This is a genomic window from Ureibacillus sp. FSL E2-3493, assembly GCF_038077515.1.
GTDB classification, from domain to species: domain Bacteria; phylum Bacillota; class Bacilli; order Bacillales_A; family Planococcaceae; genus Ureibacillus; species Ureibacillus halotolerans.
On the sequence record NZ_JBBOPK010000001.1, the window covers coordinates 1,291,940 to 1,318,071 of the forward strand.

The following is a 26,132-nucleotide window of genomic DNA, read 5'->3' on the forward strand; positions in this document are numbered from 1 at the left end:
TGTTTTAATCATTGAACTGTTTTATTAAAATTTTCTTGCATTTCAATTTACGATTATGTAGAATCAATTTTAATTTAATGAATGGGAAATTCGATGAAAAAGACAGTAGCTAATATGGAAGGGTAAGCGAATTAGGGGTGGTGGGAGCCTAATACTGAAAATATTAGTGAAACGCACTTTGGAGAAACTTCTTGAAACTTAGTAGAGAAGATCGGGGAAGGCACCCCGTTATGAACGAAAAAAGCGGTCACATTTGTGGCAACTAGAGTGGTACCACGGGAATTTATGCTCTCGTCTCTTTTTTATAGAGACGGGAGCTTTTTTGTTTAGAGGAGGATGAAAAATGAAAACGAAATTAGCGTTCCTTATTTCGAAGGCATTAAATGAAAGTTTATCAGTTGAGGAAATAGAATCATTGTTGGAAATACCTAAATATGCCCACTTAGGAGATATTTCTTTTCCTTGTTTTACACTAGCAAAAAAGTTGAAAAAATCTCCTCAATTAATTGCGAAGGAAATAGCCGAAAAAATTCAAGGTGATTTTATACAAGAAGTGCGTGCAGAACAGGCCTATGTCAATGTATTTTTTCATCAATTACAAGTGGCCAATAATGTAATTGAAAAGGTTTTATTGGAAAAACATCATTTTGGAACAAAAGAGAAAAACGGTCAAAAGGTTGTTTTAGATTTTTCATCACCAAATATTGCGAAGCCCTTTTCGATGGGACATCTTCGTTCCACGGTAATTGGCAATGCGTTAGCAAACATTTCTGAGAAGTTAGGTTATGAAGCTATCCGTATTAATCATCTAGGAGATTGGGGTACCCAATTTGGGAAATTGATCGTTGCCTACCAATTGTGGGGCAATCTACAGGCTATTGAACAAAATCCTATTGAAGAGCTATTAAAAATTTATGTAAAGTTTCATGAAGAAGCAGAAAAAGAAGAGTCGTTAAACGACAAAGCAAGAGAAGCTTTTAAAGCCCTTGAAGATGGAAATGAGGAAGCTCACGCATTATGGAAATGGTTCCGAGATGCTTCGTTAAAGGAGTTTGAAGACATTTATCAAATGTTAGGTGTTTCCTTTAATTCCTATCACGGTGAAGCCTTTTATAACGATAAAATGGGTTCTGTTGTAGAAGAATTAATAAATAAAGGATTACTTGAAGAATCCGACGGTGCGATGGTCGTTCAATTAGAAGAGATGCCACCTTGTTTAATGATGAAAAAAGATGGGGCCACTTTATATGCGACCCGTGATTTAGCAGCGGCCATGTATCGATACAATTTATATGAACCAGCTAAAATTTTTTATGTGGTCGGCCATGAACAGTCGCTCCATTTTAAACAGTTGTTTGCAGTGTTGAAGAAAATGGGGTATCAATGGTCCGAAAATTTAATGCATGTTCCATTTGGCATGATGTTAAAGGACGGGAAAAAAATGTCTACTCGTAAAGGGAAGGTCGTTTTACTAGCCGATGTGTTAGCAGAAACGATGCAAGCTGCGAGAAAAAATATTGAAGAAAAAAATCCCCAACTTAAAAATAAAGAAAAAGTAGCAAATGAGGTCGGAATTGGAGCAGTTATTTTCAACGACTTAAAAAATGAACGAATGAATGATATCGAATTTTCTATTGAAAAGATGGTGACTTTTGAAGGAGAAACGGGACCGTATGTTCAATATACGAATGCGCGGATTCAAACTTTACTCAACAAAGGCAAATTTTCATTTACGGAATCGCATTTAAATTATTTAGATGGGGAAGCGTGGGAAGTAATAAAACTTATTGAAACTTTTCCTCATGTAATCGAAACGGCTTTTGTTCAAGCAAATCCTTCAACAATTGCGAAATTTAGTTTGCAACTAGCAAGAAGCTTTAATAAATATTATGCTAATACGAAGTTTTTAACGAATGATGAATTACAAAGAGAACGTTTGAAAGTTGCTTATGCGGTTTCGATACTTTTGCAAGAATCTTTACGATTATTAGGAATTAAAGCACCTAAGGAGATGTAAAAATAACCCCCTTTTAATATTCAAGAAGGGGGTATGTTTTATTATAAAACAAAATGATATTATCAAAATAAACTGGGATATTATTTACTTGTCAATTACAAGTGAATGTTTATACCGAATTTATCATTTACTTTCAAAAAAACGTTGATTCCTATTTAGATACGGTAAAAGCATAAAGAATTTTATCGTCATTATGTCAAGAATGAAAAGTAGGAGTGGTTATATAATGGAGTATTTATTTATTGCTATATCTATTGTAATCATCATTTACAGGATTATGAAAAATAGAGGAACGTTAAAGGAACTGACAAAACGCCAAATTTTAGGGGTTGGGATATCCTATCTTTTAGCAACATTAATGGGCTTTATTTTTATATACTTTGGAGGGAATTGGATTGTAGGATCAATTTCGAATATAATCTTTAAATATATAGTTTTTCTTGCCTTCGTCTTGATTATCCTCAATTTATGTGTAACCATTTTAAACAAATTGTTACTGAAAATTACAAATGGAATTTTACCAAAAGAATAAATGATGTTATAGAAATAGGCTAACAATAAATTTTTTATATTTCCACAATCGAGCACAATTCAGAGTAGAAGTTGTGCTCTTTCTTTATGTGTGTAATCCAAAGGATAAAATATGGACAATTAATAATTTCAAAAATAATGAGCAGAATTAAAAGAATTAAAAAAAATTATAAATTCCAATTGACAGTCAATCTACTTAGTGTTACGATGTACTTGTAGTAAGCGTTACTTGATACTTGTAGTGCTTAGTAGTGAATTTTGAAAAAGTTTCTAAATTTTAATTGACACGCTCACTACTTAGTGCTACATTATAGATGTAGTTAGTATTACTTAATAGCTTTTTTACACAAAGCTATTAAGTAAAATTTTTTCTCGGTACTAAGTAATACAGAATATAAGTCAGACAGAATAGGGGAGGCGCTGAACATGGAAAATTTAACTGAGATGCTGAAGGGTTCGCTGGAAGGGTGTGTGTTGGAAATTATTAGTCGTCATGAAACCTATGGCTATGAAATTACCCGTCGCCTAAACCAACTTGGGTTTACTGAAGTTGTGGAAGGAACTGTATACACTATCCTAGTACGATTAGAAAAGAAAAAACTAGTTAATGTAGAAAAGAAACCGTCAGATATGGGTCCACCCCGCAAGTTTTACACACTTAATGAAGCTGGGCGCCAGGAACTTGAATTGTTTTGGGAAAAATGGGATTTTTTATCTTCAAAAATTAATGCTTTAAAGTCAATCTAGTTTCATAAATTGTATCGTCCAGTGGTTTTGGTTCAGCTTTATAAAAAAAGGAGGAAAAGTAATGAGGTTTTGGGAAAAAATTACAGGCAGTGACATGACGAAAGAAATGAAAAATTTTGAATTCCGTGCCAAAAAATTGCCATCTGATTATCAAACGGCATGGGAAAAAATTAAAGCTAATCTTTGGTCGCACTCAGATTTCACTGGTCGCAACCTCATGCCAATTCTTGACGGTGTACTTGGTCTACTTGAAGAAACGGCAGCGGAAGGTCAGCGTGTTCAAGAGGTTTTGGGCGATGATATTCAAGGCTTCTGTTCGGCATTGTGCGGTGAAGAGGAAGCAAAATCTTATCGCGATAAGTGGCGTGAGCAACTAAACAGAAATGTTGCTAAAAAACTGGGTAAATAAGGAGGATAAAAATGAGCATACAAGACATTATTGAAGGTAAAAAAGAGTGGAGAGCACACATGGCGCGTGTCAAAGCCCTCCCACAAGATTATCGTGTTGTTTATAAGGAGATTCAAAAATATCTTTTTAAGGTCGGCCCTGTCGAGTTAACCGAAGGGACTGGTTTACTTTCGGGAATTATTGATCTTTTTGAAGAAGGTGCTGCCTCCGGGAAAGGTGTACTCGAAGTGACAGGTAATGACGTGGCAGCTTTCTGCGACGATTTAATCAAAGATTCGAAAACATACGCTGACATCTACCAAGAATCTGTAGACAAAGAAGTTGCTAAGGCAATGAAAAAGATTACAGATAAAAAGAAGTAAAAAAAGGTACCGAGAAGGAAAATGTATATGAGGTAAAGCGAGTATATTGAGGATGGATAAGAGGTTCAAGAATCGATTAAGTAGAAGCAATAATCCCGTTCTGAATAGTGGGTAACCAATGTGAATTATCACCTTCACTATTCAGTTATTTTTTGACTCGGTACTAAGCAATACTTATTATAAGTCAGACTTAATAGGGGAGTATTGGCAATCTAGAATTAAGGCCGTTAATCGGATATTTATACTGCTTTGTCTGTATACGAGTATCTACCTCTCTTTTCAGACTAAGCTAGGAAATTTTCGATTTCGAAAGCAATCTTTCTATACTTAATATAAGGAGGAAAAAATATGGGCAATGTAGCGATATCAGTAAAAGGGTTAAAGAAATCTTATAAAGACAAGGAAGTATTAAAGGGAGTGGATTTTGATGTACGGCGTGGTGAAATTTTCGCTTTGCTAGGTTCAAATGGAGCAGGCAAGACGACGACAATCAACATCCTCTCGACATTGATGAAATCTGATGGTGGTAAAGTAAATATTTGTGGCTTTGACGTTCAACATCAACCAGATTATGTTCGCGAGAGCATTAGTCTGACAGGACAGTTCGCAGCTTTAGATGGCATGCTCACTGGTAGAGAAAATCTGATCATGATTGCCAAGTTACGGGGAGTTTCCAATCCTACTCAAGTCGCTGACAATCTACTGACAAGGTTTAGTTTGACGGATGCGGCCAATCGTCGGGCAGACCAATATTCAGGTGGGATGAAGCGTCGGCTTGATATTGCCATGAGTCTAATTGGTACTCCAGCAGTCATTTTTCTCGATGAACCAACGACAGGGTTAGATCCAGAGGCACGGATTGAAGTGTGGGAAACCGTTAAAGAGCTTGCAGATGGTGGTACGACGATTTTATTGACGACTCAATATTTAGAAGAAGCTGAACAACTGGCGGACCGAATCGCCATTTTACATGAAGGGAAAATCATCACAACAGGTACCCTAACGGAATTGAAAGAGATGTTCCCACCAGCAAAAGTTGAGTACATCGAAAAACAACCGACGTTAGAGGATATTTTCCTCGCGATTATAGGTAAAAAGGAGGAAATGTAAATGAAAAATAGAACAGGGGTATTACTTGGTCGTTTAATGCGTAATATCATGCGTAGTCCAGATACGATTATTACGGTGGCAATTACACCGATTATGATGATGCTGTTATTTGTCTACGTTTTTGGTGGCGCAATAGAAACAGGGACAGATAATTACGTTAATTATTTATTACCGGGAATTTTATTGATGGGAATCGCATCCGGTGTCGCTTACACATCCTTGCGGTTATTTACAGATGTAAAGAGTGGATTAATGGCCCGTTTCATTACGATGCCCATTAAACGTTCCTCGATTATGTGGGCTCACGTCTTGACCTCTCTTGTTTCCAATGGGTTAACGCTTGTGGTAGTTATTCTTGTAGCCCTTTTAATGGGTTTTCGTTCTAGCGCTAATTTCTTGGATTGGCTTGCTGTAGCAGGAATAATCGGTCTGTTCACGCTAGCACTGACATGGTTGGCGGTTATACCAGGGTTGACAGCAAAGTCGATGGAAGGAGCTACAGCTTACTCGTACCCGCTAATTTTCCTACCGTTTATCAGTTCAGCTTTTGTCCCGACGGAAACAATGCCAAAACTTATCCGCCTTTTCGCTGAAAACCAGCCGGTAACGTCAATCGTAAATGCGATTCGTGCCCTCTTGTATGAAGGCCCTGTCGGCAACGATATTTGGATTGCACTTGCATGGTGCGTCGGTATCATGATCATCGCTTACTTTTTTGCAAATAGAGCATTTAAACGTCAGCTAGGGTAACTGCACCATTTGCCCAGTATCCAGGGGTAACTAGATGTTTTGAAGGCACGGAGAATTTTTTCGTGCCTTTTTGATTTATTAACCTAATGTTTAATCGTGGGAAGATACTACAGACGGTTTATATTGTCGCGACGAGTTCACAAACAAACGTAGTAAATTGAGATAATGTAATAAGTTATGATTCGATTGAGTTGTGCGTTTTTATATCAAAAATATATTACAGACAAATCATAGAAATTTACTTATTATAGTAATAAAGGGGGATATATATGTCTGTAACTATTAATGTTTTTAGGAATGGAGAACTAAAAAATCGAAATCTTTTTCCCGGTAAGTCTATTTCAATAGTACTTGATTATTTAAAAGGTAATGATATTGATTATGCTATTCAAGATAGTGAAGATGCACTTGAAGAAAGTAGAATTAACAATGAAAGTATTATTAGTATTGATGACACTAACTTACTTGATGTAGAAGGAGAGGCAAATTTCGTTATTGAATATTCGTTATCATACGATAACACAATTTATAACAATTTACTTAAAATTCTACAATAATATTATATATTCTTGTATAAGCAATGAAATAATTTTGATTTATTACATAAAGTACTATTTATCTAAGAGGGTGTCATGCGTGATGAAAAAATTAATGAGGAAAAAATGGATGAAGAATCATTAATGGATTTAATAGATAAAATGGCATCTCAACCTGGTACAGTTAGAAAATTAACTGAAGAAGAAATTAAAAAGTTATCTAAACAAAATAATCCATTCTTATAAATAAAGCACTTAGCCAAAATAGTTGAATTAATTTAATCTATTAGGAGAGCAGTCATTTGAGGAGATGGCTGCTTTTTATATAATTTTGAGAGAATAGCGGAAAAGGTGAGATAAAAAAGTAACTTCATAAACAGAGGTGATCTTAAAGATGAAAAGATGGCCAAAAGATACCGTTGCGGCAGGGCGTCGGCATACCGTTGGACTGAAATCAAACGGTACGGTAATAGCTGTTGGTGATAATAAATTGGGCCAATGTGATGTAAATGAATGGACCGATATAGTGGCGGTTGCTGCTGGTAATGTTCATATGGCGACGAACACGGGAAATGTTCATACAGTTGGTCTTAAAGCAGACGGAACCGTGTTGGCTGTGGGTTGGAATACGTATGATCAATGCAATGTAAACAGTTGGGATGATATTGTGGCGATTGCGGCGGGTTGGCGTCATAGCGTTGGACTGAAATCAGATGGTACGGTAGTAGCGGTAGGTCGAAAAAATGAAGGCGAATGCAATGTAAATGCTTGGCATGATATAGTGGCGGTTTCTGCAGGTGACTGGCATACAATCGGCCTTAAAAATGACGGAACCGTATTGGCTACAGGAAATAATCGTTATCGCCAATGCAATGTTAACGACTGGAATGATATCGTAGCCGTCGCAACAGGTTATCTTCATACAATCGCTCTTAAATCAAATGGAACGGTGATGGCTGTAGGTTTCAATAAACATGAACAATGCGAAGTAAATGGCTGGCGTGATATTGTGTCAATTGCGGTAGGAAGTAATCATACGGTCGGGCTTAAATCGGATGGTACTGTAGTAGCTATAGGTTGGAATGGGTATGGCCAATGTAATGTAAGTGATTGGATTGATATTGTGGCAGTATCGGCGGGTTGTGCCCATACTGTTGGACTGAAATCGGACGGCACGGTTGTTGCTGTAGGTGATAATGAATATGGTCAATGTGATGTAAACTACTGGCATGATATTCAACTTTAGTTTCTTTTGCCATAATATCCTTTAAAAGGAATTAATATAGTGGAAAAAGGACATTACATATTTCTGAGAAAATATGTAACGTCTTTTTTGAAGTTACGTTCTGAAAAGAAAAGGAATGATAGAATCTAGTACCATTAAACCAATTAAAATTGGACCAATGATCATTGTTAGGGAATCGCCGATGCCTCCCCCTTTAAAATTGGCAATACGAAAACTTTTCGAACTGAAAGGATAAAGTAAGGGAATGCCTCTTCTAGTTAACATATCCAAAAGTAAATGACTAAACATCCCATAACTCATTCCAATAACAAATAACCGTGACAAGCTATGAATAATACCTGTGAATTGGGTTGTAAGGGAGTAAAGTAATGCGGAAAATGCAAAAATGACGATAGGTGTATGTACGATACTTCGATGACCTAAGGTTTTACTAATAATAAAAGAGGCAACTCTAAGCTTTCTTCCAATATAGCTATTTCGATGATCGATATCTGGCAAAAGGGAACCTAGTAGAGCTCCACAAAGCACTACCCCAATATTTACGATACTATCTACTGCTCCACTATTTATTATTGTTGGCTCTAAGTATTTTGAAACAGCTACTCCTGCTGTTAAGCCACCCATCAGATGTGCGGGTTTATTCATGTTGATGTTCCTCCTTCTTTTAATAGCTGTTTATCTTCTAAGGGGTAAGAAGGATTAAACAAGGGTGACAATATACGCCTCCTTTAATAGGCAATGTATCCATTGTATTCAAATAAGCTCTATTCGTTCAAGTTAAATTTTAAATTTGTTGGAACGTTGGAAAAAATAAAGTGGGTTACAGTTTGGGCATAGGGACCGACTGCATCAATGAATTCTTCTGCTTTCGCAAGAGTATCAAATTGCATTTTAAGCATAAAACAGGCACTTCCTGCAATCCGATAACAAAACTCTACGTTTGAGAGGGAAGCGATATATTGTTTAAAAGATTGATATTCACCATTTTTTATCGTTGCTTCTATTAAACATTGGATCGGTAAGCCGATTTTTTCATAGTCTACTTCTAACGTATATTTCTTTATAATTCCGAATGACTCCATTTGTCTAACTCGTTCTGTTACAGATGGGGAAGACAAATTCACTCTTCTTCCAAGCTCACTCATGGATAAACGACTGTTTTGAAGTAATTCATCTAAAATTTTTTTATCCATATCATCAATTTTCATTTTTAAAGAAAAACCTCCAAAATTAATTAATTTTTTAAAAAACCTTTCTGTTTTTTGTTTTGAATTGAATGTGATTTAATTTTTTTCTTCATTATAATTAAATCATATTTAATATAACAAGGAGGTCGTTATATGACAAGGATTATGGAGTCCCAATTTGGGGAAACCCCATTTCAAAAGCTTTTAGGACATAACCAACAAGTGATGGAAAAATGGTCTCTATTAGGAGATGTTTTAGAAAAGGATGGATTGTTATCTGCAAATTTAAAAGAACAAGTTAGAAGAACATTGGCTCAAAGTAATGGCTGTGAATATTGCAAAGCGAAAGGAAAACCTGATCCCCACTTGTTTGACGAAAAAACATCGGTCGCGGTAGGGTTTGCTGAAGTATTTTTAAAACAAAAAAGTGATATTTCCGATGCCCACTTTAATATATTGAAGGAATATTTTACAGAAGAGGAAATTAGCGAACTATGTGCATTTATTACTTTTACAACAGCACAGCAATATTTTGGCGCAATAATGAAATTAAAACCGCAAGAAGATTCTTCATTTAATAACTTACTTTTTCAAATGTTAGATGGAAGGCAAATGAAATAAATAACTGTAATAAATGGATCACGCCATCTCTGCACAATATTCTTAGTTTAAGAGGATAGTTAGAGCCATTTTGGAGAAAATATTCCTAAATAATATCATTTAGGAGCGATACAATTTGCGAAAAACGATTCCTCTTATATTGTTATTAGGTGCCTTCTTTTTTGGAATGAAATATGAAAATGTATATTCTCCTCAACCGATGGAAGAGTTTTATCCTGAGATAGGGTACAAAACAGTAGAAGCTGCTACAAAGGATTTTGAGAAACATTTTAAAAAAGAACTGAAGCTTCCCCTTAGAGTACCGCCAATTAGTTTTACCCATCAATTTGGAAGATTTTCAAATATGAATGGTGAAATGAACGACCATTTTGAATTAACGATGATCAGTGATCAATCCCCCCAACATCATTACAAAATTGAAGTTCGGCCAATCAAGTATAAAATTCCTTTTGTAAAACATATTTCAGAAGTCTTTAAGTTGAAAAATGGAAGTGAAGCTTCATATGTTGTGGGCCTAGGTATTGGGTTTAATTTATTCGTTTTTGAAAGAGATGGTTGGCAATATGTATTAAGTATTGATTCAGATGTAGGTGATAAAGTACCGCCAGAAGTTCTTGTTCAAATCGCCAATTCGATTGATTATACTACAGAAGTTGAAACGTACTAGTTCTATTGAGGAAATACTGCTATACATTTCATCATAATATAGGATAATAATTCATTAGCAGGGCGTTGATCTATAAGTCAACGCTCTGTTTTATGTATTTTGTAAGTAAAATTTTGGAACTAATCTTCTTTTGAAACGTATGAAAAAAGGGGAGGTTTTAATGTATGAAAAAATCGTCTATTTATTTTTGGAAAATTATTTGGGTTATCGGCTTGTTACTATTAACAATGATTAGTTTTGATATTGAAAATCAAATTAAAGATAGTTCACAATTTAATTTTACACCTGTATATTGGTCTAAATTTATCATTTATTTTATTTGGGGTATGTACCTTTCACTCATTTTGATTAAAAAACGGTCCATTAAATTTAATTTCCCCTTATTTATTTGCATATTTGTTCCTTGTTTTACCTTTTCGTTAATTGTACCAATATCAGCGTCTTTTTCGATTTCTATACCGTTTCTAGGGGTATGGTTTCTAAAAGTGATACATTCTGGCATGATTGAAATTGTTGCAGGGTTAACATTCATGCTAAGTATTTTTCATAGCGGAAAAAGTGATAGTGATTAAGCTATCGAATAAGGATTACGGAATAAGATCTTGAGAGGAATCTTCCGCTAAGTACTGAATAAGTCAGAGGAGATAGAGGGTTACCAAAGGGAGGTAACTAGTACAATAAATCATTTTTAGGATGTGATGAATCATTGACTGAAATTACCTTTTTAGCTTCTTCGAAACCGTTTAAAATTCCCGAGGAAATTGAAGAATATAATCATCGTACTGTATTTGAACGAGAGGAAGACGTTTTCTTTTTTTCTGTTCAAGAAATAGATAATGAATGGAAAAAGTCAATTGAGGGGCTATTCTCGTTGTCTTATATTTATGAAGCAAATGGAGTGGGGAATCAATTATTTCTTACCTATTTAGCAAAGTATATGGAAATAGGGGATGTAATCGAAATCTATTATGTTCCAAGCCAAAATGATTTTGAACAGTATCGACGTGATATGGAAGAACACCCTGAGCCGATAGAGGTCAATGTAGAAAGATATACTTATAAAAATGTATACGGTTTGTTTCAACTAAACCCTAAAAAATGGATAGAAGAACTAAGCCATCTTAATTACATAACCCATCAAGGAGTCACAACATTTGTTAAATATTGATTTAAATAAAAGGTTAACCATAGAATATGAAACAAAATAGAGGGAAAATGAGTAAAAGCACTTAAACATTTTAACCCGTGTATTTCGCAAGTAAAAATTGAGCCATTTATTAATTAAAAACTGATCCACTTAAACCGAACTATTTTCTAGCCATTCTTTTGTATCTAATATTCGATAAGATGGTCCAACCATGTCTATCATATAGGCTCTATGTGTTAATCGGTCTGTTAAAGCAGCTGTTAAAACTGGATCATGAAAAACTTCTTCCCAGCGATCAAATGATAAATTACTTGTAACTATCGTTGACGCTCGTCCTGCCCGTAGGGAAAGATGAGTAAATAATAATTCTGCGCCTTCTTTATCAAAAGAAATGTAACCTAGCTCATCGATAATCACTAAATCATACTTTTCAAACCTCAATTCAAATGAACGTAACGTTCTTTCAGAACGGCTTTCTTTTAACTGATTTACAAGGGATGACACCGTTGTAAAATACACCTTATAACCTGCTAAACAAGCTTCAATTCCTAAACCAATTGCTATATGTGTTTTACCTGTACCTGGTGATCCGATTAATAAAACGTTTTGTTTTTCTTGAATAAAATCTAATTTCTTTAAATGAGAGAGACGAGAGGCCGCATTTTGCGGTAATCTCTCAGTCTCTAATTCAGTTAATAGTTTCTTTTCTGGAAAATTCGCTGAACGAATCCGATTCGCTTTTGCTCGCACTTCTCGATCTTGCATCTCTTGGACCAGTGCGTGATATAAGAAATCTTCTGCTGTCTGATATTGTTTCCACATATCATCATCTTGTATAAATCCTCGAATGCTTGGTAGTCGAAGTTCTTTACACATTTCAATCATTTCTTGTCGCTTATCCATTAATGAAGCACCCCTGTCTTTTTAGTTTCGAATAATGCCGTAATGGCTGAAAGATTTTCGAGAGATTGGGTGGTGACCTCATTTTTGGAATGTACAGTTTTATGAATGTGTTCGCATTGATTAGCTAAGAAAATAATCTTATCTGTTGATATTTGAACCATAGGGTTCTTCTCAAGTTGTTCAACTGCCACTATGATTTTTTCTAGATTGTTATGTTCTTTTAGATAGATAAGTAACTCTAGAAAATCTCGCTCATTTCCAATATAATAATCTTTGTATAATTTTTTTATTTTTGTTGGTGCTTGACTCAAACATTCACTTTGAGCCAATGCACCTTTTTTCTTTTCAAATGTACGTAAGTAATGATAGATATCCATAATCCACTGATGGATCTGCCAACTTCGCTTATGTGTTGCGATACAGGCATTATCACTAAAAATAAGAATTTTTTCCGCACTCGCTTTTACTTTCACCCATTCTCCTACATGTCCTTCTGGAACAGAATAACGATTTTGTCTATAAGTAATCGTGCTATATTTGTCCACTCTAAATTCAAACAACTCAGAGGCATCAAATGGAATAATATCTGCACTTACTTGCCGAGCTGCACGTTCTTCTAGCATTAATTCATGGTGGGTTTGATTTTTCTTATAATGTTTACGAGAGTTTAATCTCATGATGATTTCTGTTAGATAGGCCTGAGCTTCTTCTAAACTTGTAAACGTATCTCGATGGGCAAATGCTTTCCGACGGATGTATTCTACACTCCGCTCCACATGCCCCTTCTGATTTCCTTTTCTCGGTTCACATAGTCGTATTTTAAAATGATAATGCATCGATAGATTTTTCATACCATCGGTAATCTCACGCTCAGTTCCAATAAAGTTTTTTACAACAGTTCGCATATTATCGTATGTAAATACCTCTGGTACAAAGCCTAAATAGTTAATACACTTTACATGTGCATCTTGTACACAAACCATTGTTTCTGATTCATACAAATAGGCAAATCGATCATTACTATATGGTAGGGTAAAGACCGCCATCGAAAGAGAACGTAACGTTTGATCAATGATTAATTTTACTTCACCCCAGTCAAATTCAATCTCATGACCAGCAGTTGCCTTTTGACGAATAAACACTTCTTTTTGACGTTTCTCCTCACTATTTACAAAATTTCTAACAGTGGTATAACTAATTTCAAAACCTTCATCTAATAACTTTTCATGAATATCAATCATTTTTAGTTGTTGCTTGTGCATCTGATGTTGCCGTTTAAATTCATTATCTTTTAACATTTTTCGAATACGTTTCATCACCGTAGGTGTTAATGCACGTTTATTGCCTTTTCGCTTTTTATACGACGGAGGCGTTACATAGTTATCTGTAATAGGTAGTTCTCGAATATCTTGCTTTCTTTTTTCAAGATCCTCTTCGATATACTTTTTTACAGTATTCCGAGAAATCCCAAGCTCCTTCGCAATTTGACGTTGACTCTTATTTTCTTTATGAAAGGCTAATAAAACTTTTTGTTTCTTCTCCAAAGAAATCACCTCTATACGCTCCTAACTCTATGAAGTTAGGATTATTTTCATATAAAAGTGGCTCACTTTTCAACTGCGATGGTGGCTCAGTTTTAGCTTATCAAATACAAACCCGTTAAGTGCTTTTATTTTTAACCCTTTTTAAAGGTTCTTTCAAATCAGAAACTCTCAAATGTTATGACGCTACTTAGAATAAAATCTTATTATTGATGTTCAATTTTTGATTGATTATTAAAAAAACTTAAAATAAATGTCATTCCTGAAACAATGCCGAACACTTCGAAAGTAGAGATTTGTATGATCCAATAATGAATTGATTTTCCTAAAGTAATCATGATGGGGATAAAAATTGAAATGAATAAACAAGGAAACGACACACCCCATAATAAAGTTGGATTTATATTCAGTGACCATTTCTTTACGAAAATAAGGGAAATATAGATTCCTAATATAATCGAATTCATTAAGTTAACCCAAAAAATTAGACTAAAAATATATGTTGAGTCTACATAATTTCGGACTTGGGTCTCTAAATATAAAAATAAAGATGATAAAATAATCAATCCAATAACCCAAAGTAACTTCCAGAAAAAAGCTAACCCTTTAAACTTTTTCAATGTAGCGCTCCTTTTTGATTCGACTTTCTTCTTAATTTATCATAAATTATCCTAATTAGTTAAAATTTTCAATATGAATCAGTCGAGAAAACTAATAAGAAACAGTAAATTCGTATTTTTACCGAAATAAATCTGGCGTTAAACAAATAATTTATTTGATATTTTAAAAACCAGTTAGATTCTAACTGGTTTACCTAAATTTTTATGAATTTAATAATTTTCTTTTTTCTCGCTATTTCTTCTCTTTTACTGGCATCCATATTTCACTATATACATTTTCGGAAGAATTATTATGCTTTATAAAAGAAATCCCTGGAATATTTGCTACTTCATATCCTGAAGTTGGTAACCATTCAGAATAAATTTTTGCATGGGTCTCTTGGAACATAGATGGAAAAGGTCCTTGATTTGGGAAAATTGCCCATAGGCTTTCATCGATAGAAATTTGCTCTAAATCATCGAATGGATTTTCTTTTGTTGTTGCGAATCCGATCATATGGGTTAAATAGCCTTTTTCCTCTAAAAAACCATCATCAAAATCATTCAACACTTGATGAGGATATAAGTCAGCTAATTGATGCATTTCATTTCGTTGTTGTTCGGTAATTGACTGGGCTAGTTCTAAGATTGCATTATTTTCGCCTTCGAATTGAATGGGCACGCTTTTTGATACGCCTACTATATTGAATTTCTCTTTCTTTTCAATTTTAAATTCCATTGAAATACCTCCCTTTATATCGATAACGAATGTAAATTTAGGAAAGGATTTTTGAATTTTGTTCTTTATTACTTCTGAAGGTAAAAATCCACTCCATTCACGGAAGGCTCTTGAAAATCCTTCTATCGATTGAAAACCATATTTATAGGCAATATCCGTCACCTTTGCTCCGTTAATTAATTCAACATTTGCAACGGAAAATCTCCTATTTTTTATATAGTCTTTTAATGACATGCCAGCCATATAAGAGAACATTCTTTTAAAATGATAATCAGATAGACCTACAATTTTTGACATCTCTTCTCCGGAAATCTCTTCCGTCAAATGTGTTTCAATGTAGTCCATTAAATGATTAAATTTTTCGATCATCCATTTTCCCTCCTTTACAAGTACATCTTATCGTTCATATTTAGGATTGACTCGATATTTTATATACGGAATATATCGGATGATAATCGATAATACAAGGTAGGTATGTAAAAAAGTAATCGTGATAACATGCAAAAACAAAATCTGCCCATTCTTTTAGAAAGAGCAGATTTTAATTCACTATGATGGAAGTAGTTAGGAAGTCTATCTAGGTTTAGGATATGTCTTTTTCAACTTGTTCCACATTTCCATAAACGTACTTTTGTAAAAACTCCAATACCGTTTCTTCATATTCTTCGGGATTTTGATTAAAGGATTGGGCGTGGGCTCCTTTTTCAAAGAGCTTTAACATCTTTGGTTCTTCTTTTTCTTCATACATTTCTTCTGTCATATAAGGCAAAATAAAATCATCTTCAAGACTATGGATAAATAATACCGGGGATTGAATAGTTTTAACTGCTTCCTTCGGCGTGATACTTTTAAATGTATAGCCATCACGCATTTTTAAAAATATGTTTGCTAAATGGATGGGGATTTTCGTCCGTAAAATCGTTTCTTTTTTTAATATATAAGAGATAAGTTCCGAGAAATTTGAAAACCCACAATCCGCTATATAAAAGTCTGCTCCGTCTTCAACTAAACCCGCATATAAGATCATGCTTGCAGCTCCCATCGACTCTCCATGTATGCCAATAATGGCATCTTCACCAACAATCGATTTCATCGTTTGGACGACTGCAGCGATATCAAATTTTTCATAATAGCCATAACTTGTTGTTTTTCCCCCAGAATCACCGTGACGTCGATGGTCGAATACGAAGGAATTATAACCAAGTCGTTCAAACATACGAGCATATTTTACAGAATTAATTTTGTTTTCTGTAACACCATGACAGATGATAATCGTATTTTTTGTGTTAAGGGGTTGGAAGAAAATGCCCTTTATTGAATAGCCATTAGGAGAATCGATACTTAATTCATCCTTTGGACATTGATTGAACCATTTTTCATCAAAGCGTTGTGCTTTTAATTCACGATCATATATAAACGTTGCATCTTTATTTTTAATATACATCAATCGATTCGAAGCAACGAAGCCGAAGACGGTAGTTGCAGCAGAAAGAATAGTGGTGATAATACTTGAAACCCAAAAGAATTTTCGTTTCATTAAAAACACCTCGATTCATTAATAGTAGTATTATTCTTTCTTTTGTCGCTATTCACTGTTCTATTATGAATTGTAAATAAATTTATATTAGCTCTAACGATTGGATAGTATTCAATGTACGAAAAATATACTTATTACTATACTACGCAACAGTATTTGTTTGAGTTCGTGACAAATGGGAGAATGTTTTAGATGAAAGAGATTTTTTCAATTTCATGATAAACTAAAAAGGAAATACGAAATGGTAAGTAGGTGAATAGTATGGCGAAAAAGAAAAAACCATTCACTTCGGTAAAAACGTCCAAAAGTGAAGATACATTAACATTACAAGACCAACTAAACGGTGATGTATTAGCAAAATTAAAAGCTGCGAAGAAAAATTTAGTAGAAGAAGAGCAGGCGAAAGAAGAAGAGCGTCAAGCGCGGTTAGCCTTTGAAAGAAAGCAACGGGAGAAAAATATGTCTTTTGAAGAGCTACTTGAGAAATACGGCGATCAAGGATCGAAGTTTTAATCGATGTTGTCGTTCGAAAAGAAGGTATTTTCCATTCAAACTACATACTCAAAAGAAAAAAGTAGTATTAGGAAACATGAACTGAATCCCGAATAGTGGACACTTTAAAAAAAGTGGACCTATTCGGGGTTCAGTTCAACATAACTAATACTACTTTTTTCTATTTGTTCAATAATCCCTTGATTGTTTTTTCTTTCTAAAAGCATAAGAAATAAATAAAAGAATAAACCAAAGAGGTGTTAATAATAATGCCGTTCTCGTTTCTTCAGCCATGAACATTATAAGTAAAATACAAACAAAAAGCACCAATACTACATAGTTTATAAAGGGTGTAAAGGGCGCCTTAAAAGTAGACTTTCTATGTAAATCCCGTCGAGTTTTTTTATAACGTATATGGGATATTAAAATGATACTCCACACCCAAATAAAACAAATGGCACTAATTGTTGTGACGATACTAAAAGCAGCATCTGGAATGACATAACTTAATAATGCCCCAATGGATAAAACAACGGATGATATGAAAAGGGCATTTGCTGGTACAGCATGTTTATTTAAATTACTTAAATGTTTTGCACCTTGTTTATTTTTACTTAAGTTATACATAATACGGCTTGTTGAAAATAACCCACTATTACAAGCAGATGCGGCAGATGTTAAAACAACAAAATTAATAATGCCCGCTGCTATCGGAATACCGACTAAACTAAATACTTGTACAAAGGGACTGCTTTCTGCATTCAGTTCTGTCCAAGGATTAATACAAAGAATGACGAAAATAGCTCCAACATAAAAGAGCAAAATGCGTAATGGAATTTTATTTATTGCCGATGGAATATTCTTAACAGGATTAGAAGTTTCCGCTGCAGAAACACCTACTAATTCCACTCCTACAAAGGAGAATAGAACCATTTGAAAGGCAAGTAAAAATCCAGTAACGCCATTCGGGAATACTCCGCCATGTTCCCATAAGTTTGAGATTGAAACCGTACCACTATTTGTTTCAAAACCAGTGACAATCATTACCATACCGATAACGATTAAAGCAATAATTGTAACGACTTTAATTAAGGCAAACCAAAATTCTAATTCTCCAAATAGTTTAACAGTCAACAAATTAAATCCAAGTAATAATACGAGACATATAATAGCCGGAATCCATTGGGGTATATCGAACCAATATCGAACATAAACCCCTACGGCAATAATATCGGCCATTGCTGTCATAATCCAACAGAACCAATAAGTCCAACCTGTTATATAGCCAGCCCAAGGACCGATATAATCTACTGCAAAATCGTTAAAAGATTGATAGCCTTTATTTGATAATAATAGTTCTCCTAGAGCCCGCATAACGAAAAAGACGGCTGCTCCGATAATCATATAAACGAGCAGTATAGACGGACCTGCTTTTTCAATCGCCGCACCAGATCCTAAAAATAATCCAGTTCCAATCGTTCCTCCAATGGCGATTAATTGTACGTGCCGGTTTTTTAATTCTCGTTTTAATTCTTGTTGATTCATCCATATGCCCCCAACTATAGCGGCATTGCTCTTGTAATGAACTTTTTCTTAAGGACAGTTAAAAAGGAATATCCTTTTTAACTGAATCCCTCTATTCATTCAGAAACAAACAGTAACAAAGGGGAAAATAAAAATGAGATAGGATACCCTATCTCATTCGACATTTAAAAATAACAAAAGATAAAAGAATAAACTTTTTATTAAGAAAGAAGCCTTTCATGAATAAAAAAGTCAAAATTACCATCATAAATCGCTATTTCGCGATTATTTGTTACTTTTTCTGTCCTTTTGCCTGAGATTGTGAACCCTTCGGCGTCGCAAAGATGCGATCTCTCCAGAAATTGCTCCTGCTATAGTCATCCCATAGCAATCACCGCTATTTAATTTTGTAACAAAAGAACATCCATAAAAGGGTGGAGTTCAATTTTGTATACATTTAGTAATGTTATCAATGTTTATAAAAATATTCAATACGATTGAACAGTGAACTAATGAAAAATGATAAAAATTTGTTATTTTCTAGAATAGTTTTTCAAAAGAAAGTAAAAAGGGATCAAAGAGATATGATCATTCAACACTATTTCTCTGCTTTATTTTTTGATATAAGGCACTGAATAGCTTAAATAGAATGACAAAGGTGATGGCACCATATGTGTCTAAAAGAACGTCATCAAAAATCCCTGTTCTACCTTCTACAAATGTTTGACGATATTCATCCAATGAAGCAATGACAAATATCGATAACACGGCACAAATACCGGCTAGTTGAAATTGGAATTTTCGATATATCCGATAAATTAAAATGGCAATGATACCATAACCCGCAAAATGTAACCCTTTACGAATTAAAAATTCCACAAAATAATAATATCCACGGCTTTCAACGGAAATAGTTTGGTCCCAATAGGTTAGTTCCAATTTGCTTAATAAATTGTAAAACGGTTTGTTTTCTAATGTTTCTTGCAATGTAGGTACAATAGTTTGTTGTTCATAGGTCATACTCGAAATACAAAACAACATTATCAAAATACCGACAATTAAAAAAATATATTTCTTCATCGATGCTCCGTATAGACCTCTTTTTTCGTTAATTCAGAAACGATGGATAAATTTTGGATGGATTGGGCTTTCTCATAGGCTGCTATTGTATCAAGTAATTGCTTTTTAGAACTAGCTCCAAGCACTGTAGAAGCGATAACTGGATGACTAAGATTATAGGCTAATGCTAATGCATGGATGTCTTCATATTCCTTTTGAAGATTTGTTAACACTTCCATCAATTCATCCTTCGTATAAGATAGATAACCCTTTGATTTTTCTAATCTCGTTGGCCATTCTTTCGTAAGTAAACCTTTTGCAATGGAACCGCGGGTTACGACTGAAGCACCTGTTTTTGTAATCTCTTCAAACCATTCTTCAGGACGACGATCTAAAATACTATATTGCATCATGTTTGATATAGCATTGCTTTTTTGTAAAAACGGCTTGAATACATTAGGTCTAATAGAGGAAATACCATATTCTCGAATGTAACCTTCTTTTTTAAGTTTTTCAAAGGTTTCAATAATATCATCCCACGGATCATCAATTGTTCCGCCGTGTAATTGATAAATATCAATATAATCCGTTTTTAAGCGACGTAAACTATCTTTTACACCTTGTTCGATTATTGCAGGGGATGGATCCCAATGCCAACCTTCTTCCCCCTCATTCCATCGATTACCGACCTTTGTAGCAAGGATAATATCATGACGATGGGGTTTTAAAAGTTCCCCGATAATCTCTTCATTAACCCCTTTATCATACAGGTCAGCAGTATCAAAATAGTTAATACCATTTTCAAGGGCGCTATCTACAATTGGCTTTGCTTCATGAATCGTTGTCGGTAAAGACATACAACCGAAACTAATTTCCGAAATTTCAATAGAACTATTTCCAACTTTTCTTTTTTTCATGTTTTAACCTCTTTCCCCCAAACAAATTCTTTCACTAATGGTACAATGAAATGAATCAACAGGACAAGTGAGGGCGTTTGAAATGAAAAAATTCGAAGAAAAAACAATTGATTCAACTCCAATTTTTAAAGGGAAAGTGATTTCATTAAAAGTAGATGACGTTACTTTACCAAATGGAAAGCAATCAAAGAGGGAAATAGTGAACCATCCAGGAGCGGTTGCGATTATAGCTATAACAAAAGAAGGGAAATTAGTTTTAGTAGAACAATATCGAAAAGCATTGGAACGTTCGATTGTTGAAATTCCAGCAGGGAAGTTGGAGCCTGGGGAAGAACCAGCTGTTACAGCTAGAAGAGAGCTGGAGGAAGAAACGGGATATGGATGTAATGAACTAATTTATTTGCAAACCTTTGCCACTTCTCCCGGCTTTGCTGATGAAGTAATTCATTTGTTTGTTGCAAAAGATTTATACAAAATAGAAGAAAAAGCGGACTTAGATGAGGATGAATTTGTAGAACTTTTAGAAGTTACTGTTGAAGAAGCGGAACAAATGGTAGTCAATCAGCAAATTTATGATGCGAAAACAGCTTATGCTGTACTTTGGATGAAAATGAACAAATAAAATTCATTTTGAAAAGGATTCATCCTTTTACTGAATCTCTAACTATCCCACTGAATTATAAAATGTATGACGAAATTTTAATAGATTTCTTTGAAATTTGAACATAGTTTTAGGACATATTGATAGAGGACGAGCATAAGCTATACCAACGAAAGGAGAATGCTTATGTTTCGTTCTGTATTATTTATTCAATATGCTGTTATATTAGCAATTAGTTTTATAAGCGGTGTCGTCTGTTTTCAAGTGTTTTCTTTGGACAAGTCTATGAAATTAATAAGCTATGTAGATCCGAGAGTTTTAGATTTAACCGATGTTTCCATTTGGAATACCATTATACCGTTAGTTGCTTGGATAGTACTCGTCTTGCTCTTTGCAACCCATCCATATTTACATGTTTTATCAAAATTCGTTGTGGCTGTTAAAATTACATTTTTTGGATTTAGTTCGGTGTTTCTATTAACACAACAAGAATCTTTGTTAGTTTACAGTATATGGTGGTTCCCATTCCAACTCATTTATTGTGTACTATTATTTGTCCTTTGTTCGGTTTATACAACGAAGAAAATGGGGCCTAACCGAAAGCATTTCTTTTCTCAACGACTCTTTGTTACAATCATCGTTACGTTAACCATTATTTGCGTAGGGGAGATTGTTGCAATTTCTTACATTTTATAATTCATCCCTCTCTTGTAATAGCTTTTACTCATTTGGTATAATAGAATGAGTTTAGGAGGGCGTCTTATGGAAAGCCGTATTGACCGTATAAAAAAGCAATTGCATAGTGCTGGCTATAAACTGACGCCACAGCGTGAAGCGACAGTTGCAGTGCTATTAGAACATGAGGAAGACCATTTAAGTGCTGAAGACGTTTACTTATTAGTAAAGGATAAAGCACCTGAAATTGGTTTAGCTACTGTTTATCGGACATTAGAATTATTAACTGAATTGAAAATTGTTGACAAAATTAACTTTGGCGATGGCGTATCTCGCTACGATCTTCGACAAGAAGGCGCAAAACACTTCCACCATCATTTAGTTTGTATTGAATGTGGTGCAGTAGATGAAATCCAAGAGGATTTACTAGAAGATGTCGAGGCGATTGTTGAAAAACGTTGGAACTTTATTATTAAAGATCATCGATTAACATTCCACGGTATTTGCCACAGATGTCATGGCCAAAATGAAGAACAATGAAAAAGGATGTACATTTCGTTTATGACGGATGTACATCCTTTTCTATTAAGTAACTTCTATACTTGTAGACAATTTCGAAAAAATCTATAGTAGGAATAAGAAGGATAGGTGATGAACAATGAAAGAAGCTAAAGAAGCGATATTAGATTATCTCCATTTTTTACAAGTTGAACGACAACTATCTACGAATACATTATCTTCATATCGGCGTGATCTTGAGAGCTATATAGAGCATATATATAAAGTACAAGCTATACAATCATTAAAAGATATTAACCGATCCCATATATTAATACATTTAGAGACATTAAGAAGCGAAGGTATTTCAGCAAGAACGGTAGCGAGACATATTTCATCTATCCGTTCTTTCCATCAATTTTTATTACGAGAAAAAATGACCGATACTGATCCGACAGTTCATTTAGAAATGCCCCAAATTGAACAAAAGCTTCCAAAAGTTTTATCAATCGAGGAAATTGAAAGGTTAATTTCAGCACCTAATCGGGAAAAGCCGCAGGGAATTAGGGATATAGCGATGTTAGAGCTGTTATATGGGACAGGTATGCGTATAAGTGAGCTGATTGGTTTAAATTTAGACGATGTTCATTTAACAATGGGCTTTGTTCGTGTTTTTGGTAAAGGTGGAAAAGAACGAATTGTTCCATTGGGGAAAAGTGCCATTCATACATTAGATCAGTATTTACAAATTGCCCGATTCAAATTACAGGGGAAATATCCGAAAACAGATGCTTTTTTCATAAATCAGCGGGGAAAACGTTTAACACGACAAGGTTGTTGGAAATTATTAAAGGAGCATGCTAAAAATGCCCATATTGAAAAGGAAATAACACCCCATACGTTAAGACATAGTTTTGCAACCCATTTAATTGAAAATGGTGCTGATCTTCGTGCGGTTCAAGAAATGTTAGGACATGCGGATATATCAACAACTCAAATCTATACCCATATAAGTAAAACGCGACTTTCGGAAGTATATAAACAATTCCATCCAAGGGCATAAAGGATTTGGAACGGAATATGAACGGTTAAAATAAAAGTTTCACTAAAGGATGACAAATATTACATATAAAATTATTTGTAAGATGTCTGACCTTTGTTTAATATAGAAAATGGAAGAGGAGGACACATTTATGAAACCGTTTAAAAAAATACATGTAATCGTAATGGATTCAGTTGGAATCGGAGAAGCACCTGATGCCGACCGTTTTGGAGACACTGGTGCTGATACATTAGGGCATATTGCTGATAAAATGAATGGATTAACAATGCCCAATATGGAATCATTAGGACTATCAAATATTCGTGAAATAAAAGGTATTAAAAAAGTAGAACAACCAAAAGCGTATTTTGGGATGATGCAAGAGGCATCTGTCGGGAAAGATACGATGACAGGACATTGGGAAATTATGGGTTTAAACATTGATAAACCATTTAAAGTTTATCCAGAAGGCTTCCCTAAGGAACTTATTGAACAATTGGAAATGAAAACAGGTCGTAAAGTTATTGGCAATAAACCGGCTAGTGGTACAGGAATTATTGATGAGCTAGGACCGGATCATATGGAAACAGGTGCCATGATCGTTTATACATCGGCAGATCCTGTTTTACAAATTGCAGCCCATGAAGACATTATTCCATTAGAGGAACTATACAAAATTTGCGAAATCGCAAGAGAGCTTACTTTAGATCCAGAATTTTTAGTCGGTCGAGTTATTGCTCGTCCGTTCGTTGGAACACTAGGGAACTTTACCCGTACAGCCAATCGTCATGATTATGCGTTAAAACCTTTTGGTCGCACAACAATGAATGAATTAAAGGACTCAGGATTTGACGTGATTGCTATTGGGAAAATTTCTGACATATATAATGGTGAAGGCGTTACAGAGGCAATTCGTACAAAAGATAATACAGATGGAATGGATAAATTCATTGACGTTGTTAAAAAAGATTTCCATGGCATTAGCTTCTTAAATTTAGTTGACTTTGATGCGAATTACGGTCATCGCCGAGATCCAATTGGATATGGAAACGCTTTAGAGGAATTTGATCGTCGATTACCGGAAGTTTTTAATGAAATGAAAGAAGACGATTTATTAATCATTACAGCGGATCACGGGAATGATCCGACTTTCCCTGGAACAGATCATACGCGAGAATATGTGCCATTATTAGTATATTCGCCAAGATTTGAACAAGGGGATGAAATACCTCTTCGTGAAACTTTCGCAGATATCGCAGCAACGATAGCTGAAAACTTTAATGTAAAAGCACCACAATTTGGTTCAAGTTTCTTAACGAATTTAAAGTAGGAGGTTCTCCACATGAGAATGGTTGATGTTATTGAGAAAAAACGTAATGGTGAAGAATTAACAACCGAAGAAATTCGTTTTTTCGTACAAGGTTATACAGATGGATCAATTCCAGATTACCAAGTAAGTAGTTTAATGATGGCTATTTATTTCCAAGATATGAATGATCGGGAACGGGCTGATTTAACGATGGCAATGGTTGAATCAGGTGACCAAATCGATTTATCCGGGATTGAAGGAATAAAAGTTGATAAACATTCAACAGGTGGAGTAGGGGATACGACTACGTTATCTTTAGCAGCAATGGTTGCTGCATGTGGTGTTCCTGTTGCCAAAATGAGTGGTCGCGGCCTTGGCCATACTGGCGGAACAATCGATAAGTTGGAGTCAATAAAAGGATTTCATGTAGAGCTTTCCAATGAACAATTTATGAAACAAGTAAATGACATTGGAACTGCTGTTATCGGTCAAAGTGGAAACTTAACTCCTGCCGATAAAAAGTTATATGCATTGCGTGATGTGACAGGTACGGTACCAAGCATCCCATTAATCGCAAGTTCGATCATGTCTAAAAAAATTGCAGCTGGTGCAGATGCCATTGTTTTAGACGTGAAAACAGGCGAAGGTGCATTTATGAAAACGTTTGAAGATGCGAAAAGTTTAGCCCATGCAATGGTGCAAATTGGCAATAGCGTTGGTCGTAATACAATGGCGATTATTTCTGATATGAGTCAACCATTAGGTTTTGCCATCGGAAATGCATTAGAAGTAAAAGAAGCCATTGATACATTAAAAGGTAACGGTCCTGAAGATTTAATGGAATTGTGCTATACATTAGGATCCCAAATGGTCGTATTAGGCGGAAAAGCTAATAGTATTGAAGAAGCTCGCACTCAACTGCAAACTGTAATCGCTAATGGCCAAGCATTAGAGGTGTTTAAGAAGTTTGTCGCTGCTCAAGGGGGAGATGCTTCTGTCGTTGACGATCCTTCTCTATTGCCTCAGGCAAAATATCAAATGGAGTTACCTGCAAAGGAAACGGGCTATGTAACGAAAATTGAAGCAGATGATGTCGGTGTAGCAGCAATGTTATTAGGTGCAGGTCGTGCAACTAAAGAGTCAACAATTGATTTATCTGTTGGACTTGTCCTACATAAAAAAGTAGGCGATGCTGTTCAAAAAGGAGAGTCGCTTGTAACAATTCATTCGAACAGTGAAGATGTTTCAGAAGTGATGGAGAAACTTTACAAACATATTGAAATTGTGCCAGAAAAAGTGGAAGCTCCAACATTAATTAAAGAAGTCATTACAAAATAATCTTAAGTTAAAAGTTAGTAACGTTAAG

General features: G+C 34.8%; 31 protein-coding genes, 1 riboswitch and 1 other annotated feature. Of the genes, 21 read left to right on the plus strand and 10 right to left on the minus strand.

The genetic code is table 11. The annotated features are described in order from the left end of the window. The first annotated feature begins 84 nt into the window (after positions 1 to 84). Positions 85 to 302, plus strand: a binding site (T-box leader). Positions 303 to 343: 41 nt separating this feature from the next. The 10 genes from argS to MHH69_RS06615 all read left to right on the plus strand — a co-directional run bounded on the left by argS (position 344) and on the right by MHH69_RS06615 (position 7,708). Beyond that, positions 344 to 2,017: an arginine--tRNA ligase gene (gene argS, locus MHH69_RS06570; protein WP_122973129.1), complete on the plus strand. Its 1,674-nt coding sequence runs from the start codon at positions 344 to 346 to the stop codon at positions 2,015 to 2,017. A gap of 226 nt (positions 2,018 to 2,243) precedes the next feature. Then, positions 2,244 to 2,549 (plus strand): hypothetical protein, encoded by a 306-nt coding sequence (locus tag MHH69_RS06575; RefSeq protein ID WP_341361960.1) that lies wholly within the window; start codon positions 2,244 to 2,246, stop codon positions 2,547 to 2,549. Positions 2,550 to 2,974: 425 nt separating this feature from the next. Beyond that, positions 2,975 to 3,295, plus strand: coding sequence for a PadR family transcriptional regulator (locus MHH69_RS06580; protein ID WP_122973126.1), 321 nt, complete (start codon positions 2,975 to 2,977; stop codon positions 3,293 to 3,295). Positions 3,296 to 3,356: 61 nt separating this feature from the next. Next, complete coding sequence (locus tag MHH69_RS06585) at positions 3,357 to 3,704, plus strand: DUF1048 domain-containing protein (RefSeq protein ID WP_122973124.1); 348 nt, start codon at positions 3,357 to 3,359, stop codon at positions 3,702 to 3,704. Positions 3,705 to 3,715: 11 nt separating this feature from the next. Next, positions 3,716 to 4,066: a DUF1048 domain-containing protein gene (locus tag MHH69_RS06590; RefSeq protein ID WP_122973122.1), complete on the plus strand. Its 351-nt coding sequence runs from the start codon at positions 3,716 to 3,718 to the stop codon at positions 4,064 to 4,066. A gap of 348 nt (positions 4,067 to 4,414) precedes the next feature. Next, positions 4,415 to 5,176: an ABC transporter ATP-binding protein gene (locus MHH69_RS06595; RefSeq protein ID WP_122973120.1), complete on the plus strand. Its 762-nt coding sequence runs from the start codon at positions 4,415 to 4,417 to the stop codon at positions 5,174 to 5,176. After that, entirely contained in the window at positions 5,177 to 5,926 is a 750-nt protein-coding gene (locus MHH69_RS06600) for an ABC transporter permease (RefSeq protein ID WP_341361961.1), read from the plus strand. It abuts the gene before it with no gap. 269 nt (positions 5,927 to 6,195) lie between these two features. After that, positions 6,196 to 6,483, plus strand: coding sequence for a hypothetical protein (locus tag MHH69_RS06605; protein ID WP_341361962.1), 288 nt, complete (start codon positions 6,196 to 6,198; stop codon positions 6,481 to 6,483). 75 nt (positions 6,484 to 6,558) lie between these two features. After that, positions 6,559 to 6,708 (plus strand): hypothetical protein, encoded by a 150-nt coding sequence (locus MHH69_RS06610; RefSeq protein WP_158599724.1) that lies wholly within the window; start codon positions 6,559 to 6,561, stop codon positions 6,706 to 6,708. A 148-nt stretch (positions 6,709 to 6,856) separates the two neighbouring features. Then, the gene (locus MHH69_RS06615) at positions 6,857 to 7,708 is read left to right on the plus strand and encodes an RCC1 domain-containing protein (RefSeq protein ID WP_341361963.1); all 852 of its coding nucleotides are present in this window, start codon (positions 6,857 to 6,859) and stop codon (positions 7,706 to 7,708) included. Between the two features lie 93 nt (positions 7,709 to 7,801). Here MHH69_RS06615 and MHH69_RS06620 read toward each other — a convergent pair whose 3' ends face one another. Next, a complete protein-coding gene (locus tag MHH69_RS06620; protein WP_122973113.1) occupies positions 7,802 to 8,353 on the minus strand; it encodes a metal-dependent hydrolase in 552 nt (183 codons plus the stop codon). A gap of 119 nt (positions 8,354 to 8,472) precedes the next feature. After that, positions 8,473 to 8,916 (minus strand): Lrp/AsnC family transcriptional regulator, encoded by a 444-nt coding sequence (locus MHH69_RS06625; RefSeq protein ID WP_122973111.1) that lies wholly within the window; start codon positions 8,914 to 8,916, stop codon positions 8,473 to 8,475. Between the two features lie 132 nt (positions 8,917 to 9,048). Between MHH69_RS06625 and MHH69_RS06630 the strand changes: the two genes are divergently transcribed. The 4 genes from MHH69_RS06630 (at position 9,049) to MHH69_RS06645 (ending at position 11,351) form a co-directional block, all read left to right on the plus strand. After that, complete coding sequence (locus MHH69_RS06630) at positions 9,049 to 9,516, plus strand: carboxymuconolactone decarboxylase family protein (RefSeq protein WP_122973109.1); 468 nt, start codon at positions 9,049 to 9,051, stop codon at positions 9,514 to 9,516. 115 nt (positions 9,517 to 9,631) lie between these two features. After that, positions 9,632 to 10,183: a hypothetical protein gene (locus MHH69_RS06635; RefSeq protein ID WP_341361964.1), complete on the plus strand. Its 552-nt coding sequence runs from the start codon at positions 9,632 to 9,634 to the stop codon at positions 10,181 to 10,183. 164 nt (positions 10,184 to 10,347) lie between these two features. After that, complete coding sequence (locus MHH69_RS06640) at positions 10,348 to 10,755, plus strand: hypothetical protein (protein ID WP_341361965.1); 408 nt, start codon at positions 10,348 to 10,350, stop codon at positions 10,753 to 10,755. Positions 10,756 to 10,889: 134 nt separating this feature from the next. Next, positions 10,890 to 11,351, plus strand: coding sequence for a hypothetical protein (locus tag MHH69_RS06645; protein ID WP_341361966.1), 462 nt, complete (start codon positions 10,890 to 10,892; stop codon positions 11,349 to 11,351). 129 nt (positions 11,352 to 11,480) lie between these two features. On the opposite strand, the gene istB is transcribed toward MHH69_RS06645, so the two are convergent. The 5 genes from istB to MHH69_RS06670 all read right to left on the minus strand — a co-directional run bounded on the left by istB (position 11,481) and on the right by MHH69_RS06670 (position 16,649). Further along, complete coding sequence (gene istB, locus MHH69_RS06650) at positions 11,481 to 12,233, minus strand: IS21-like element helper ATPase IstB (RefSeq protein WP_341361466.1); 753 nt, start codon at positions 12,231 to 12,233, stop codon at positions 11,481 to 11,483. Beyond that, complete coding sequence (gene istA / locus MHH69_RS06655; protein WP_341361467.1) at positions 12,233 to 13,777, minus strand: IS21 family transposase; 1,545 nt, start codon at positions 13,775 to 13,777, stop codon at positions 12,233 to 12,235. The genes istB and istA overlap by 1 nt, the downstream gene beginning before the upstream one ends. Before the next feature lie 203 nt (positions 13,778 to 13,980). Continuing rightward, positions 13,981 to 14,394: a hypothetical protein gene (locus MHH69_RS06660; RefSeq protein WP_341361967.1), complete on the minus strand. Its 414-nt coding sequence runs from the start codon at positions 14,392 to 14,394 to the stop codon at positions 13,981 to 13,983. Between the two features lie 232 nt (positions 14,395 to 14,626). Then, positions 14,627 to 15,481 (minus strand): AraC family transcriptional regulator, encoded by an 855-nt coding sequence (locus tag MHH69_RS06665; RefSeq protein ID WP_341361968.1) that lies wholly within the window; start codon positions 15,479 to 15,481, stop codon positions 14,627 to 14,629. A 214-nt stretch (positions 15,482 to 15,695) separates the two neighbouring features. Next, positions 15,696 to 16,649 carry an alpha/beta hydrolase gene (locus MHH69_RS06670; protein ID WP_122972851.1) on the minus strand — a complete coding sequence of 318 codons (954 nt, stop codon included), beginning with the start codon at positions 16,647 to 16,649 and terminating at the stop codon, positions 15,696 to 15,698. A 261-nt stretch (positions 16,650 to 16,910) separates the two neighbouring features. On the opposite strand from MHH69_RS06670, the gene MHH69_RS06675 reads away from it, so the two are divergent. Beyond that, complete coding sequence (locus tag MHH69_RS06675) at positions 16,911 to 17,162, plus strand: YqkE family protein (protein WP_341361969.1); 252 nt, start codon at positions 16,911 to 16,913, stop codon at positions 17,160 to 17,162. A gap of 168 nt (positions 17,163 to 17,330) precedes the next feature. Here MHH69_RS06675 and MHH69_RS06680 read toward each other — a convergent pair whose 3' ends face one another. From MHH69_RS06680 to MHH69_RS06690, 3 genes are all read right to left on the minus strand, one after another. Beyond that, positions 17,331 to 18,686, minus strand: a complete 1,356-nt coding sequence (locus tag MHH69_RS06680) for an amino acid permease (protein WP_122972853.1) — start codon at positions 18,684 to 18,686, stop codon at positions 17,331 to 17,333. A gap of 270 nt (positions 18,687 to 18,956) precedes the next feature. Then, a riboswitch (glycine riboswitch) is annotated at positions 18,957 to 19,034 on the minus strand. Positions 19,035 to 19,253: 219 nt separating this feature from the next. Beyond that, the gene (locus tag MHH69_RS06685) at positions 19,254 to 19,745 is read right to left on the minus strand and encodes a VanZ family protein (RefSeq protein WP_122972854.1); all 492 of its coding nucleotides are present in this window, start codon (positions 19,743 to 19,745) and stop codon (positions 19,254 to 19,256) included. Next, entirely contained in the window at positions 19,742 to 20,641 is a 900-nt protein-coding gene (locus tag MHH69_RS06690) for an aldo/keto reductase (protein ID WP_341361970.1), read from the minus strand. The genes MHH69_RS06685 and MHH69_RS06690 overlap by 4 nt, the downstream gene beginning before the upstream one ends. Before the next feature lie 82 nt (positions 20,642 to 20,723). Between MHH69_RS06690 and MHH69_RS06695 the strand changes: the two genes are divergently transcribed. From MHH69_RS06695 to MHH69_RS06720, 6 genes are all read left to right on the plus strand, one after another. After that, entirely contained in the window at positions 20,724 to 21,263 is a 540-nt protein-coding gene (locus tag MHH69_RS06695; RefSeq protein WP_341361971.1) for an NUDIX hydrolase, read from the plus strand. 165 nt (positions 21,264 to 21,428) lie between these two features. After that, positions 21,429 to 21,938, plus strand: a complete 510-nt coding sequence (locus MHH69_RS06700; RefSeq protein ID WP_341361972.1) for a hypothetical protein — start codon at positions 21,429 to 21,431, stop codon at positions 21,936 to 21,938. A gap of 66 nt (positions 21,939 to 22,004) precedes the next feature. After that, the gene (gene fur / locus MHH69_RS06705) at positions 22,005 to 22,457 is read left to right on the plus strand and encodes a ferric iron uptake transcriptional regulator (protein WP_122972858.1); all 453 of its coding nucleotides are present in this window, start codon (positions 22,005 to 22,007) and stop codon (positions 22,455 to 22,457) included. Positions 22,458 to 22,575: 118 nt separating this feature from the next. Continuing rightward, positions 22,576 to 23,478 carry a site-specific tyrosine recombinase XerD gene (xerD, locus tag MHH69_RS06710; RefSeq protein WP_341361973.1) on the plus strand — a complete coding sequence of 301 codons (903 nt, stop codon included), beginning with the start codon at positions 22,576 to 22,578 and terminating at the stop codon, positions 23,476 to 23,478. A 130-nt stretch (positions 23,479 to 23,608) separates the two neighbouring features. Then, the gene (deoB, locus tag MHH69_RS06715; RefSeq protein WP_341361974.1) at positions 23,609 to 24,787 is read left to right on the plus strand and encodes a phosphopentomutase; all 1,179 of its coding nucleotides are present in this window, start codon (positions 23,609 to 23,611) and stop codon (positions 24,785 to 24,787) included. A 12-nt stretch (positions 24,788 to 24,799) separates the two neighbouring features. Then, complete coding sequence (locus MHH69_RS06720; RefSeq protein ID WP_122972861.1) at positions 24,800 to 26,104, plus strand: pyrimidine-nucleoside phosphorylase; 1,305 nt, start codon at positions 24,800 to 24,802, stop codon at positions 26,102 to 26,104. The last annotated feature ends 28 nt before the right edge of the window (positions 26,105 to 26,132 follow it).